A 13,016-nucleotide genomic window follows, 5' to 3' on the forward strand; every position below is an offset into this window, starting at 1 on the left:
GGAGCGGGACTCGGTCCCGCTCCACCGGCTCCACCGCCGTGCGCCGGGCGGTCCTGGGTCGCTGTGCCACGTCGGCAGATGCCCGCGACGCAGGGTGATCCGGGAGGCACCAGACGTAGTTCCGGTGTGACGCTCGATACCACCCCGTCCCTCGGGGGCCTCCCGCCCGCGGGAATGGTTCACACTGGTGTCCCGTGAGTTCCCTACCGATCCCGACCCGTGTCGTCCTGCTCGCGGGCCCCTCCGGCTCCGGCAAGTCGTCCCTCGCCGCCCTCGCCGGCCTCCCGGTGCTGCGCCTCGACGACTTCTACAAGGAGGGCGACGACCCGACGCTCCCGCTCGTCGCGGGCAGCGCCGACATCGACTGGGACTCCCCGCTCTCCTGGGACGCGGACGCCGCCGTCGCCGCGATCGCCGAACTGTGCCGCACGGGACGCACCGCCATCCCCGTGTACGACCTCGCCACCAGCGCGCGCGTGGACCACGACACCCTGGACATCGGGCGGACGCCGCTGTTCGTGGCGGAGGGGATCTTCGCGGCGGAGATCGTCGAGCGCTGCCGGGAGCTGGGCGTGCTCGCCGACGCGCTGTGTCTGCGCGGCCGCCCCTCGACCACGTTCCGCCGCCGGCTCCTGCGCGATCTCAGGGAGGGCCGCAAGTCGGTGCCGTTCCTGATCCGCCGGGGCTGGCGCCTGATGCGCGCCGAGCGCTCCATCGTGGCCCGCCAGACGGAGTTGGGCGCCCACCCGTGCGCCAAGCAGGAGGCCCTGGGCCGCCTCGCGGCGGCCGCCGCGGGCCGCCACCGGGCGCCGGTGGGGCGCTGACCCGGGGAAGCACGACGCGGGCCGTACAAGCCCCCCCGGCTTGTCCGACCCGCGCCTTTTCCCCCGTACCCCCCGTACGGTCCCCCGTGTTTCCCCCGTTGCCCCCCAGCCTCAGGCCACCAGCTCGCCGAAGGACTCCTCCTCGTCACGGCCGAAGCTGAGGACCTCGTCCTCGCGCAGCCGGCGCAGGGAGCGCCAGATGCTCGACTTCACCGTGCCGACACTGATGTCCAGGATCTCCGCGATCTCCGGATCCGTACGGCCCTCGTAGTAGCGCAGCACCAGCATCGTGCGCTGGAGCTCGGGCAGACGGGCCAGCGCCTGCCAGAGGACCGCGCGCAGTTCGGTGCCGCGCATCGCGTCCGTGTCGCCCGCCGTCTCCGGCAGCTCCTCGGTCGGGTACTCGTTGAGCTTGCGCCGGCGCCAGGCGCTGATGTGCAGGTTCGTCATGGTGCGGCGCAGGTAGCCGCCCACCGCCGCCTTGTCGCTGATCCGGTCCCAGGCGCGGTACGTCGAGAACAGCGCGCTCTGGAGCAGGTCCTCCGCCTCGAAGCGGTCACCGGTCAGGTGGTAGGCGGTGGCGTACAGGGAGGCACGGCGCTCGGCGACGTAGGCGGTGAACTCCGCCTCGGACCCCGACTGCCGCTCCCCCTTGACCTCCCCGTACGCCGCTCCCCCGTCAGCCACGGCCACCATGTACGGCGCCTTGTGCTGACGCCCGACGCTGCGAACGCACCCCCGCCCGTTCACCGCGCCGGACTTCTCCGGGCTCCGAACGACGACATCGTGGAGACGCGTGACTACTGCGCTCGAGGTGGTGCTGTGCAGTGCGTTCATCTCGCGCCCCCCGTCGGTTGGAGTGGGTTTCTGTCCGTGTGCCAAGAAGCTTGCCCGGCCCACTTCATCGCGGTGTCCGCCGACTGTCACAGGCGTGTCACAGGGGCCGGTCCCCCCGCACAGTCGTACTCCGTTGCCGCATGGGACAGAATGGCGTCCGTGCCTTTCCTGTTGCTGATCGAGGACGACGACGCCATCCGCACGGCCCTCGAGCTCTCCCTGTCACGCCAGGGCCACCGAGTGGCCACCGCGGCGACGGGAGAGGACGGCCTGAAACTGCTCCGCGAGCAGCGTCCGGACCTGATCGTCCTGGACGTCATGCTGCCCGGGATCGACGGTTTCGAGGTGTGCCGGCGCATCCGGCGCACCGACCAGCTGCCGATCATCCTGCTGACCGCGCGCAGCGACGACATCGATGTGGTCGTCGGACTGGAGTCGGGAGCCGACGACTACGTCGTGAAGCCGGTCCAGGGGCGGGTGCTCGACGCCCGGATCCGGGCCGTACTGCGCCGCGGGGAGCGCGAGTCCACCGACTCGGCGACGTTCGGCTCGCTCGTGATCGACCGTTCGGCGATGACGGTGACGAAGAACGGGGAGGATCTGCAGCTCACGCCGACCGAGCTGCGGCTGCTCCTCGAGCTGAGCCGGCGGCCCGGACAGGCCCTGTCCCGGCAGCAGTTGCTGCGGCTGGTGTGGGAGCACGACTACCTGGGCGACTCGCGGCTGGTCGACGCCTGTGTCCAGCGGCTGCGCGCCAAGGTGGAGGACGTGCCCTCCTCGCCGACCCTGATCCGTACCGTACGCGGAGTCGGCTACCGGCTGGACGTCCCTGCGTGAGACGAGGAATGTTCTCGGGGCTGCGCTTCACCAGCCTGCGACTGCGGCTGGTCGTGGTCTTCGCCCTGGTCGCGCTCACGGCCGCCGTGTCGGCCTCCGGGATCGCGTACTGGCTGAACCGTGAGGCGGTCCTGACCCGGACCCAGGACGGCGCGCTGAACGACTTCCGGCAGGAGATGCAGAACCGGGCCGCGGCGCTGCCCCTGCACCCCACCGAGGAGGAGCTGCGGCGCACGGCCGAGCAGATGGCGGGCGGCAGCTCCGGCTACAGCGTGCTGCTGCTCGGTGAACGGGAGGCGGGCAAGCCGATCATCGGGGCCTCGGACCCTGACACCTTCACGCTGGCGGACGTGCCGGCCGCGCTGCGGGTGGCCGTGGACACGGAGCGGCCGGTCACGGAGGGCAACGCCCATCCGTACCACCTGTTCTGGCAGCGTACGGAGCGCGGCCGGACGCCGTTCCTGGTCGGCGGGACGAAGATCGACGGCGGTGGGCCGACCGGCTACATGTTCAAGTCGCTGGAGGCCGAGCGGGCGGATCTGAACTCGCTGGCCTGGTCCCTGGGGATCGCGACCCTGCTCGCGCTGGTGGGTTCCGCGCTGCTCGCGCAGGCCGCCGCCACGACCGTCCTGCGGCCGGTGCACCGGCTCGGCGAGGCGGCCCGGCAGCTGGGCGAGGGGAAGCTCGACACCCGCCTGCGGGTCTCGGGCACGGACGAACTGGCCGATCTCTCACGGACGTTCAACAGTGCGGCCGAGTCCTTGCAGAAGAAGGTCGACGACATGAGCGCGCGGGAGGAGTCCAGCCGGCGCTTCGTCGCCGACATGTCGCACGAGCTGCGCACTCCCCTGACCGCGCTGACGGCCGTCACGGAGGTCCTGGAGGACGAGCAGGACTCCCTCGACCCGATGATCGCGCCGGCCGTGGCGCTCGTCGTGAGCGAGACGCGGCGGCTGAACGACCTCGTGGAGAACCTGATGGAGGTGACCCGCTTCGACGCGGGCACCGCGCGGCTCGTCCTGGACGACGTGGACGTGGCCGACCAGGTCACCGCGTGCATCGACGCCCGGGCCTGGCTGGACGCCGTGGAGCTGGACGCCGAGCGCGGGATGATGGCGCGGCTCGATCCGCGCCGGCTCGACGTGATCCTGGCGAACCTCATCGGCAACGCGCTCAAGCACGGCGGGTCGCCGGTGCGGGTGGCGATCCGTACGGAGGGCCACGAGCTGGTGATCGAGGTACGGGACCACGGCCCGGGTATCCCGGAGGAGGTCCTGCCGCACGTCTTCGACCGGTTCTACAAGGCGAGCGCGTCGCGGCCCCGTTCGGAGGGCAGTGGTCTGGGGCTGTCGATCGCGATGGAGAACGCGCTGATCCACGGCGGTTCGATCACCGCGGCGAACTCGCCGGACGGTGACGGCGCGGTGTTCGTGCTGCGCCTTCCGCAGGACCCCGACGCCGTCGCCGACCCCGATGCCGATCCGGACGCCGGTGTCGGAGCCGGCGCGGGTGCGACGGACGGCGGCGAACAGGGCGAGGTGGAGGAGCGTTGAGACGGCTTCGCCGTACGGGAGTACGTACGGGGGTGCTGGCGTCGGCCCTCGTGGTGGCCGCGCTCGCCTCCGGATGCGGGATCAGGACGACGTCCGTCCCCGTGGACGCGGGCCCGGCGCCTTCGCGGGTGCCGTGCAGCGTGTCGGACGACCAGGTCGCCACACAGAGCACGGGCATGCCGGTCCGGGTGTTCCTGGTGTGCGGTTCGCAGCTGGAGGCGGTGGACCGCAAGTCGCCGCTGCCCGAGGAGAAGGTCGGAGGGGACCCGGTGCGGACCGCGTCGGCCCTGCTCGCGCAGTTGCAGAGCGAGCCGTCGGGCAGCGAGCGGGAGGCCGGGTTCTCCACGGCCGTGAAGGGTCCCCTGGTCGTCACCCGGGGCCACAAGGGCGATCCCTCGGACGCGCTGCGGCTGAGCAGACAGCCGGAGGACCTGACGCCGACCGCCCTCGCGCAGATCGTCTGCACCTTCGCGCGCAGCGCGGCCGGTGCGGGCGGCGACACGGTGGTGCTCGGCGGTCCCGGCGGCTACCCGCCGCACCGCTACCGGTGCACGGCCGAGTTGCGGGAGCGCCCCGAGTCGGTGGCTCCCACGGTGGCCGCGCCGGAACCGTCCGCCTCCTGAACCGAGCCGTCGCGCGAGCGGCGGAACCGATTCCGGCACGGGGCGCGTCTTGGGGGGCGTGCAGCGTCAAGGTTCGGGCGGCAGTGCCGCCGTGGTCGTCCGCGTGGCGGGGTTCGTCCTCCTCCTCGCGCATCTGCTCCTCGTCGCCTGGGTGACGCTCCGCCCACGCGACGTGGCCTGGGTGACGGCGCCGAACCTGACGCCCCTGGCCGGGATCAGGGCCGATCTGGTGCTCGGCCCGGTCGAGGCGGTCCAGCGGATCGGCGAGAGGCTGCTGCTCCTGGCCCCGCTCGGTGTCCTGCTCCCGATGGCCGACGGCCGGCTCCATGTGTCGCCGTGGGCGTCCCTGGCCCGTACGGTCGCCGCCGGGGCGCTGGTGTCCCTCGCCGTCGAACTGCTGCAGACCGCCGTGCCCGGGCAGGTGGTGGACGTGGACTCGCTGCTCCTGAACACCGCCGGGGTCGCCCTGGCCCATCTGCTCCTCGTGCCCGCCGGCCGGGCGCGGCTGCGCCGCGGGAGGGACCCCCGGCCGGGCCGGTCCTCCTCGGGGACCAGCCGGGGCAGGGGTTCCACACTGCTGCGGGACGAGGGTTCTCAGGGGCCTACCCCGACGATTCCCAGGGTCGGGATCGCCCCGTAGACCGACGCTTTGTCCCCGGTGACGGGCGAGCATGGAGTCATCAGGGAGCCCGATGAGCGGGTCCCGGAGACACCGCTTCGAAGGAGCCCACCATGGCCGCACTTGTCCGCCCCCGTGAGGGCCGCATGATCGGCGGAGTGTGCGCAGCGCTGGCACGGCGCTTCGGCACCTCGGCCACCACCATGCGGGTCATCTTCCTCGTCTCCTGCCTGCTGCCCGGCCCGCAGTTCCTGCTGTACCTGGCGCTGTGGATGCTGCTTCCCACGGAGAAGCCGGCGAGTACGGCCTGGTAGACGCGGAGACGTACGCACGCCGATGGGGCGCGCACCCGGGTTCGGGTGCGCGCCCCATCGGCGCGTGGGGGCGTGATCAGCCGAGCGGCAGGCCGTTCAGCGGCAGGCCGCCGAGCAGGCCGCCGAGCGGGGTGCCGCCGAGGGCGCCGGTGGCACCGTCGAGCGGGGCGTGCTCCACGGCCGCGCCGGCGGCGGCGGGCAGGGTCTTGACGCCCTGGTCGACGGCGGCCTCGCCGCCCAGGAGGGACTCGGCGGCGCCGTCGGGGAGCTCGGTGAGACCGTCACCCAGCGGCACGGTCTGGGTGACCAGGCCGAGCGCGTCCGGGACGGCGGGCGCGGCCGGGGCGGCGGCGGCCGTGCCGGCGGCGGCAGCGGCGAAAGCGGCACCGAGAGCGGCGACACCGAGCGTCTTGGCGGCAGACTGCTTCATCAGAAAATCATCCTTGAGGATCTTGGGGATCATGGAGCTTCGGGGAAAGCAGAGAATTCGGGGATGCAAAGCAGCTCTGCAAGCTAGCCATCAGAAGACGCTCCCGCAAACACCGAAAGGCGGTCGGAAGTGTGTCTCCCGACCGCCGCACCGCTCGTCCCGATCCCCGCCGTCAGTCCGCCCGACGTGAAGAATCGCTGGTCACAGAGGTCTGCTGGAACAGCCATTCGGACTTCAGCTCGGCATATCCGGGCTTGATGACGTCATTGATCATCGCGAGGCGTTCATCGAAAGGAATGAACGCTGATTTCATCGCATTGACGGTGAACCACGCCATGTCGTCGAGCGTGTAATCGAAAGCCTCGACCAGCAGCTCGAATTCGCGGCTCATGCTCGTCCCGCTCATGAGGCGGTTGTCGGTGTTGACCGTGGTCCGGAAATGCAGCCGGCGGAGCAGCCCGATGGGGTGCTCGGCGATGGAGGCGGCCGCCCCGGTCTGGAGGTTCGACGTCGGGCACATCTCCAGCGGGATGCGCTTGTCCCGGACGTACGCGGCCAGCCGGCCGAGCGTCACCGAGCCGTCCTCGGCGACCTCGATGTCGTCGATGATGCGCACGCCGTGCCCGAGCCGGTCGGCGCCGCACCACTGCAGGGCCTGCCAGATGGACGGCAGGCCGAATGCCTCGCCGGCGTGGATGGTGAAGTGGTTGTTCTCCCGCTTGAGGTACTCGAAGGCGTCGAGGTGGCGGGTGGGCGGGTAACCGGCCTCGGCGCCGGCGATGTCGAAGCCGACGACGCCGGAGTCCCGGTAGCGGTTGGCCAGTTCGGCGATCTCCAGGGCACGGGCGGCGTGCCGCATGGCGGTCAGCAGCGCGCCGACGCGGATGCGGTGGCCGGCGGCCCTGGCCTGCCGCTCGCCCTCGCGGAAGCCCTCGTTGACGGCCTCCACGACCTCCTCCAGGGTCAGCCCGGCCTCCAGATGCTGCTCGGGGGCGTACCGCACCTCCGCGTAGACGACGCCGTCCTCGGCGAGGTCGACCGCGCACTCCGCGGCGACCCGGACCAGGGCCTCGCGGGTCTGCATGACGGCGCAGGTGTGCGCGAAGGTCTCCAGATAGCGCTCCAGCGAGCCGGAGTCGGCGGCCTCCTGGAACCAGATGCCGAGCTTGCCCGGCTCGGTCTCGGGGAGGTTGTCGTAGCCCTGGGCGCGGGCGAGGTCGATGATCGTGCCGGGGCGCAGTCCGCCGTCGAGGTGGTCGTGGAGGAGCACCTTCGGGGCGCGGCGGATCTGGTCCGCGGTGGGGACGTTGGGGATCTGGCTCGTCATTTCGGCACTCTAACGCCTACGCGCGTAGAGCGCCCCTCCTCAACTCGCTTGTCGATACGTAACAGTGACCGCGCGTACGGATGGCGTACACCTCGGCTTCTGAGACTGTTCTGCCATGGCGCACTCCGCACTCCTCGGGACTGCCGGCGGCCGGACACCCCGGCTCGGACGGTCCGTCGGCGCATCGCACCCCGGTACGGCGGTGGGCGGTGTGGTCCTGCTCCTCCCGAACGGGGAGGCGACCTCCGCGCGGGGCGCCTCCGTACGGGCCCACGCGGCGCTGCTGCCGCTGGGGCGGCGACTGGCCGCGGCCGGGCGGGAGGACGGCCTCGTGGTGCACATGGTGCGCTACCGGGGGCGCGGCTGGAACGGCGCGGACGCCCAGCTGGCCGCGGACGCGTCCTGGGCGGTCACGGAGGCGGTACGGCGCTACGGCGATGTGCCGGTCTGCCTGGCGGGCCACGGGATGGGCGGGCGGGCCGCGCTACGGGCGGCCGGGCACACGGCGGTCGACGCGGTGCTGGCCCTGGCGCCGTGGCTCCCGGAGGACGACGTGGCGGCGAAGCCGGAGCCGGTACGCCAACTGGTGGGGCGCCGGGTGCTGATCGTGCACGGCACCAACGACGCCCGGACGGATCCCGAGCTGTCGTACCGGCTCGCGGAACGGGCGAAGAAGTCGAACCGCGACACGTGCCGCTTCGAGGTCCACTCCGACGGCCACGCGCTGCGGCAGTACCACGACGAGGTCCTCGCGCTCGCCGCCGACTTCGTCCTGGGCTCGCTCTTCACCCGCGCCTACGCCCGCCCGGTCGCCGACGCCCTCGCGGCCCCGCCGCCCCTCGGCCTGCGGATGCCCCTGGCGGCGGGCTTCGGCCGCGCTTCCCGGCGCCGATAGCCGGCCCGGCGTCAACGCGTGATCATCCTTGGCCTTTTTGAAGGATCCCGGGGGAATCGCTCGCGCCCCACAGGAGCGACCGGGGGCAATTCCTGAAGCATGGGGGCACCGCTTTCCCCACACCCTTCGAGGTCATCCATGCGCACGCACGCCCAGGAAGCAGATTTTCCGCTGATCTACTGCCCGTTGGAATCCGCCCTCCACCCTCGTTCCCGCCGGATCGAGGCCCAGGCGGAGCAATGGGTGCGCGACAGCGGGATGTGCGTGACCGAGCGGGAGACGGCCTGGGTCGTGGCCACGCACAGTACGGATTTCTTCGCCCGTTTCGCGCCGGTGGCGGAGGACGAGCGACTGCTGGCGACCTCCTTGTGGGTCTACTTCGGCTTCGCCTTCGACGACGCGCGGTGCGACAACGGGCCGCTGAGCAGCCGGCCGGCCGAATTCAACGTGCTGGCCGGGCTCATCCAGCGGGCGGCCGAGGCGCCGTCGGCCGACGAGCACGGGGAGCGTTACGTCCGCCCCCTGCAGGACATCGTCGGGCGCTTCCGTTCCTTCGGAACGCCGACGCAGGTCCGCCGCTTCCTGGTGGCTCACCGGGCCTGGCTGTCCGGGGTCGCCTGGCAGATCGGCAACCAGGCGAGCGGCAGGATGCCGGACCTCGACGAGTTCGTGGCCATGCGGCTGCTGGCAGCCGGCGGGGAGCCGACGTTCGCGATGCTGGAGCTGGCCACGGGGCTCGAGGTGCCGGGCGACGAGATGGACCGGCCCGCCGTGCGCGCCCTGACGGAGATGGCGATCCTCGTCGCCGCGCTGGACAACGACCGCCACTCCCTGCGCAAGGAGATGAGCCGGGGGCACACCGACCAGAACATCTACAGCGTGCTCACGCACCATCGGGGGATGGCGCTCGCCGAGGCGGTGGAGGAGGCGAACCGGATCAGGGACCGGGTCCTGACCCGCTTCATGGCGCTGTACGACCGGGTGCGGCCCACGGCCGGCGTCGAGCTGGCGAGTTACCTCCAGGGCCTGCGCCACGGCATTCGCGGCAACGCCGAGTGGGGGCTCCAGGTTCCCCGTTACGTCAGCCTGGGCCGCGTACCCGATCCGATGGAGGCGGCGCCGCTCGCCTGGGCGGAGGAGCCGTCGGACGCCACGCCCGAGCCGCTGCCCGGGGCACCGACCGTGGCCTGGTGGTGGGACAGGGATCTGGCGTGAGGAAACGACACGCTTTTCGTACAGCCATAAATCCCCGAAATCCTGGCGCGCTTTCACCAGAAGGAATGTGAACGGCAATCCGGCTGTTCATGTGATATTGCATGCGGACCCTTTTGAGGGAATCACGGCATTTTCCACCGGGCTGCACAACGGAATATCGATAGGCTGATCGCAGTCCTTCCCCTCTGATTCCAAGGAGTTCTCATGTCGTTCATTCGCCGCGCCGCCGCGGTGTCCGTCCTGTCCGTCGCGATCGTCGTGGCGGGTGTCGGGCCCTCGGCGTACGCCGCCGCCGCCGCGCCGGCCGTGACCGCCGACGGTCCGTACGGCGGCTTCGGTGGGCGGGGTGAGCAGCCGCTGCACTTCGGCCCCTTCGAGATCCCGCGCAACGGACACTTCGGGGCCGGCTTCTCCTGGGGCACGTCGAACCGGGGCTAGCGACCGCCTCGGCACGCGGGACAGCCCGATGGGGTGCGGCGACGCCGCACCCCATCGGGCTGTCCGGGACGGGTCCGCGCCCCGTCCGCCGTCATCTCTTGAGGGTGGCGGCGCTCGCGACGAGGACCACGACGACACAGAGCAGGATGAGGGCGGCGTCGCGCACGAAGACGCCGGTGACGCCCTCGTGGGAGGCGGCCTCGGTGGCGGCCTGCACCGCGTACGTCATGGGCATGAGCTGGGCGAGGCCGTCGAGGAACCCGTGCATCTCCGCCCGCGGCACGAACAGTCCGCACACCAGGAACTGTGGCAGGACGCCCGCGGGGAGGAACTGCACGGCCTGGAACTCGTTGCGTGCGAAGGCGCTCACGAGGAGGCCGAGGGCCAGCCCGAGCAGCGCCCCGAGCATGGCGATGATCATGAGGAGATAGGCCGGGCCCTTGATGTCCAGGCCCAGCGGACCGACGGACAGCAAGGTCGACAGGACCGCCTGGACGAGCGCGAGGAAGGCGAACGCCAGGCTGTAGCCGAAGACGATGTCGAGCCGCTGCACCGGGAGGGTCAGCAGCCTCTCGGCCGTGCCGGAGGTGCGTTCGCGCAGGGTGGAGACCGACGCGACCAGGTACATGACGATGACGGGGAAGATCCCGAAGACCTGGGGTCCGATGCGCTCGAAGGACGCCTCCGCGTCGTGGAACATCAGCTTGAGCAGGACCATGAGCATGCACGGGATGGCGAGCATCAGCGCGGTGCTGCCGCGGTCCCGGGAGATCTGCTGGAGGACCCGCTGGGCCGTGGCGGCGGTGATGCTGGGCGTGAACGGCAGAGCGCGGCCGAAGCAGCGCACCTCCGAGGAGGGTTCGCCGGCGAAGGTCATGAGCGGGCTTCCGTTGCGAAGTACGGCAGGTCCGGGTCCGGCAGCGGGTCGTCGGTGAGCAGGGGTCCCGGCACCCTGCCGGGGAGGAGGTGCTCCTCTTCCTCCTCCAGGGTCTGGGACGACCGGACGAGGTGCATGAAGGCCTCCTCCACGCTCTGGCACCCGGTGTGCGCGAGCAGTTCCGCCCGTCCGGCCGAGGCGAGGAGCCGGCCGGCCCTCATCAGCAGCAGCCGGTCGCAGCGGTCGGCCTCGTCCATGACGTGGCTGGAGACGAGCAACGTGGTGCCCTCCTGCGCGAGGCGTTTGAAGACCAGCCACAACTCGCGCCGGACCATGGGGTCGAGCCCGACGGTGGGTTCGTCCATGACCAGCAGAGCGGGGGTGCCCAGCAGGGCGACGGCGAGGGAGACGCGGGAGTACTGTCCGCCCGACAGACGGGCGACGGGTTTGTCCGCGTACTCCGCCAGGTCAACCTCCTTCACCACGCGCACGACCGCGTTCTCCCGGCGCCAGCCCCGCAGCCCCAGGGCGGCCGAGAAGTACCGCAGGTTCTCCAGCACGGTCAGGTCGGGATAGACCGAGGGCGCCTGGGTCACGTACCCCACCCGTGAGCTGAGGGCGCGGACCCCGGCGGGCATGCCCAACACCTGTACGTGTCCGGCGGTGCACGGCTGGATCCCCACGACCGCCCGCAGAAGCGTCGTCTTCCCGCAGCCGCTCGGCCCGAGGAGCCCGACGATCGAGCCCCGCGGAACGGTGAAACTGATGTCCGTCAGAATGGCGTGACGGCCGCGCATGACGTGCAGTCCGTACACACTCACCGCCGACGGGCCGGGAATGCGCCGACTCCTCATGTGAATATCGCTCTGCCTCACAAAACCACTGTCTTCAGATAGTCGGCCCGGAAAGCGGAAGAATCACGGCCCGCCGGAATGCAGAACCCGCCGGGACGGCCGCAGGTTACGGCCTTCCCGGGGTCGCGGTCAGGGGCGTGGTCAGTGGTCGCGCCGGGTGAGCAGCAGCGCCACGTCCTGGAGCTGCCGGTACACCTCCGGAGCGGGCTGGGCACGTGACAGCGCCCGGAAGGCTCCCGTCAGTTGACGCTTCGCCTCCTGCTCGGTCCGCTCGCGCCCGCCGGCCTCCTCGATGAGCGTCGCCGCGAGCGCGACGTCCGCCTCGTCCAGGGGCCGCGTACCGCCGTAGAGGGCGGCGAGCCTCCTCCCCGCCTCCCCGGTCGTCGACAGGGCCGCCACCACGGGCAGGGACTTCTTGCGCGCCGCGAGATCCGCGCCCACCGGTTTGCCGCTGCGCTCACTGGCGCCCCAGATGCCCAGCAGGTCGTCCACGCACTGGAACGCGACGCCCAGGCACCGCCCGAAGTCCCGCAGGCCCGCGACCCGCTCCGCGTCGGCTCCCGCCAGCAGGCCGCCCAGCGCGCAGGCGCCGCCCATGAGGGCTCCCGTCTTCCCCTCCGCCATCGCCAGGTAGTCCGCCGTCTCCACCGACTCGGCCTTCTCGAAGGCGACGTCCTGGCTCTGCCCCCGCATCAGGTCGCCGAGGACCGCGACCAGCTCCCGGACCGCCGCCTCGCCGCGCGGCCCCGGCACGTCGAAGAGCGTCCGCAACGCGACGACGAGCAGCGCGTCACCGGCGAGCACCGCGGCGCCGGTGCCGTAGACGGCCCACACGGCGGGGCGGTGCCTGCGCAGGCAGTCCTTGTCGATCACGTCGTCGTGCAGGAGCGAGAAGTCGTGCACCAGCTCCACGGCCACGGCGGCCGGCACCGCGCACTCCGCGGAGCCGCCGACCGCCCGCGCCCCGAGCAGCGCCAGCGCCGGGCGAACCGCCTTGCCTCCCTCCGGCGCCTCGCCGGCCGGGCCGTTTCCGTCGGCCTCGTGCCAGCCCCGGTGGTAACCCGTCATCCGGCGCTCCGGCTCCGGCAGGCCGGCGACGGCCGCGCGCAGGGCCGGGGCCACCAGATCGCGGGCCCAGCCGAACAGCGAAGACGGCGAGACGGCCGACTCCCATCCCACCGCGGTCAACCCCGACACAGCACCTCCCGGACGAACCGCTCGCCCTCGCGCGGACGAGCGACCAATTGCTTGCGATTTCACACTCCAGCTAAGTGCCACCGGGAATGCAGAAACGTTGCATTCACCGGGCCCCGGGAAAAGACCACCTCACCGGACCAACTGCATTATCTTCGCCCTCGTCCGCAGAAACCGGC

At 71.6% G+C, this 13,016-nt stretch carries 15 protein-coding genes; 9 read left to right on the top strand and 6 right to left on the bottom strand.

The genetic code is table 11. The features are described from left to right. Positions 1-194: 194 nt before the first annotated feature. Positions 195-824, top strand: a complete 630-nt coding sequence (locus ACZ4VW_RS02955; RefSeq protein WP_467957746.1) for an ATP-binding protein — start codon at positions 195-197, stop codon at positions 822-824. A 111-nt stretch (positions 825-935) separates the two neighbouring features. Here ACZ4VW_RS02955 and ACZ4VW_RS02960 read toward each other — a convergent pair whose 3' ends face one another. Then, positions 936-1,661, bottom strand: coding sequence for a SigE family RNA polymerase sigma factor (locus ACZ4VW_RS02960; protein ID WP_467957748.1), 726 nt, complete (start codon positions 1,659-1,661; stop codon positions 936-938). A gap of 159 nt (positions 1,662-1,820) precedes the next feature. Here ACZ4VW_RS02960 and afsQ1 point away from each other — a divergent pair, with 159 nt between their 5' ends. The 5 genes from afsQ1 to ACZ4VW_RS02985 all read left to right on the top strand — a co-directional run bounded on the left by afsQ1 (position 1,821) and on the right by ACZ4VW_RS02985 (position 5,607). Next, positions 1,821-2,498 (top strand): two-component system response regulator AfsQ1, encoded by a 678-nt coding sequence (afsQ1, locus tag ACZ4VW_RS02965; RefSeq protein WP_355105474.1) that lies wholly within the window; start codon positions 1,821-1,823, stop codon positions 2,496-2,498. An 8-nt stretch (positions 2,499-2,506) separates the two neighbouring features. Then, on the top strand, positions 2,507-4,051 hold the full coding sequence (locus ACZ4VW_RS02970; RefSeq protein ID WP_467958157.1) for an ATP-binding protein: 1,545 nt from the start codon (positions 2,507-2,509) through the stop codon (positions 4,049-4,051). Positions 4,052-4,083: 32 nt separating this feature from the next. Then, positions 4,084-4,674, top strand: coding sequence for a hypothetical protein (locus ACZ4VW_RS02975; RefSeq protein WP_467957750.1), 591 nt, complete (start codon positions 4,084-4,086; stop codon positions 4,672-4,674). 58 nt (positions 4,675-4,732) lie between these two features. Next, entirely contained in the window at positions 4,733-5,314 is a 582-nt protein-coding gene (locus tag ACZ4VW_RS02980) for a VanZ family protein (RefSeq protein WP_467957752.1), read from the top strand. 92 nt (positions 5,315-5,406) lie between these two features. Next, complete coding sequence (locus ACZ4VW_RS02985; protein ID WP_467957753.1) at positions 5,407-5,607, top strand: PspC domain-containing protein; 201 nt, start codon at positions 5,407-5,409, stop codon at positions 5,605-5,607. Between the two features lie 76 nt (positions 5,608-5,683). On the opposite strand, the gene ACZ4VW_RS02990 is transcribed toward ACZ4VW_RS02985, so the two are convergent. After that, entirely contained in the window at positions 5,684-6,037 is a 354-nt protein-coding gene (locus tag ACZ4VW_RS02990) for a hypothetical protein (RefSeq protein ID WP_467957755.1), read from the bottom strand. A gap of 172 nt (positions 6,038-6,209) precedes the next feature. Beyond that, a complete protein-coding gene (locus tag ACZ4VW_RS02995; protein ID WP_467957757.1) occupies positions 6,210-7,364 on the bottom strand; it encodes an adenosine deaminase in 1,155 nt (384 codons plus the stop codon). 115 nt (positions 7,365-7,479) lie between these two features. On the opposite strand from ACZ4VW_RS02995, the gene ACZ4VW_RS03000 reads away from it, so the two are divergent. The 3 genes from ACZ4VW_RS03000 to ACZ4VW_RS03010 all read left to right on the top strand — a co-directional run bounded on the left by ACZ4VW_RS03000 (position 7,480) and on the right by ACZ4VW_RS03010 (position 9,912). After that, the gene (locus ACZ4VW_RS03000; protein ID WP_467957759.1) at positions 7,480-8,259 is read left to right on the top strand and encodes an alpha/beta hydrolase; all 780 of its coding nucleotides are present in this window, start codon (positions 7,480-7,482) and stop codon (positions 8,257-8,259) included. Positions 8,260-8,397: 138 nt separating this feature from the next. After that, complete coding sequence (locus ACZ4VW_RS03005) at positions 8,398-9,474, top strand: terpene synthase family protein (protein WP_467957761.1); 1,077 nt, start codon at positions 8,398-8,400, stop codon at positions 9,472-9,474. A 204-nt stretch (positions 9,475-9,678) separates the two neighbouring features. Then, entirely contained in the window at positions 9,679-9,912 is a 234-nt protein-coding gene (locus ACZ4VW_RS03010; RefSeq protein ID WP_467957763.1) for a hypothetical protein, read from the top strand. 91 nt (positions 9,913-10,003) lie between these two features. On the opposite strand, the gene ACZ4VW_RS03015 is transcribed toward ACZ4VW_RS03010, so the two are convergent. The 3 genes from ACZ4VW_RS03015 to ACZ4VW_RS03025 all read right to left on the bottom strand — a co-directional run bounded on the left by ACZ4VW_RS03015 (position 10,004) and on the right by ACZ4VW_RS03025 (position 12,840). Then, a complete protein-coding gene (locus ACZ4VW_RS03015; RefSeq protein ID WP_467957765.1) occupies positions 10,004-10,789 on the bottom strand; it encodes an ABC transporter permease in 786 nt (261 codons plus the stop codon). Continuing rightward, positions 10,786-11,586, bottom strand: coding sequence for an ABC transporter ATP-binding protein (locus tag ACZ4VW_RS03020; protein WP_467957767.1), 801 nt, complete (start codon positions 11,584-11,586; stop codon positions 10,786-10,788). The genes ACZ4VW_RS03015 and ACZ4VW_RS03020 overlap by 4 nt, the downstream gene beginning before the upstream one ends. A 198-nt stretch (positions 11,587-11,784) precedes the next feature. Next, positions 11,785-12,840, bottom strand: coding sequence for a polyprenyl synthetase family protein (locus tag ACZ4VW_RS03025; RefSeq protein WP_467957768.1), 1,056 nt, complete (start codon positions 12,838-12,840; stop codon positions 11,785-11,787). Positions 12,841-13,016: the final 176 nt, after the last annotated feature.

The organism is Streptomyces sp. NPDC029139, assembly GCF_055564335.1.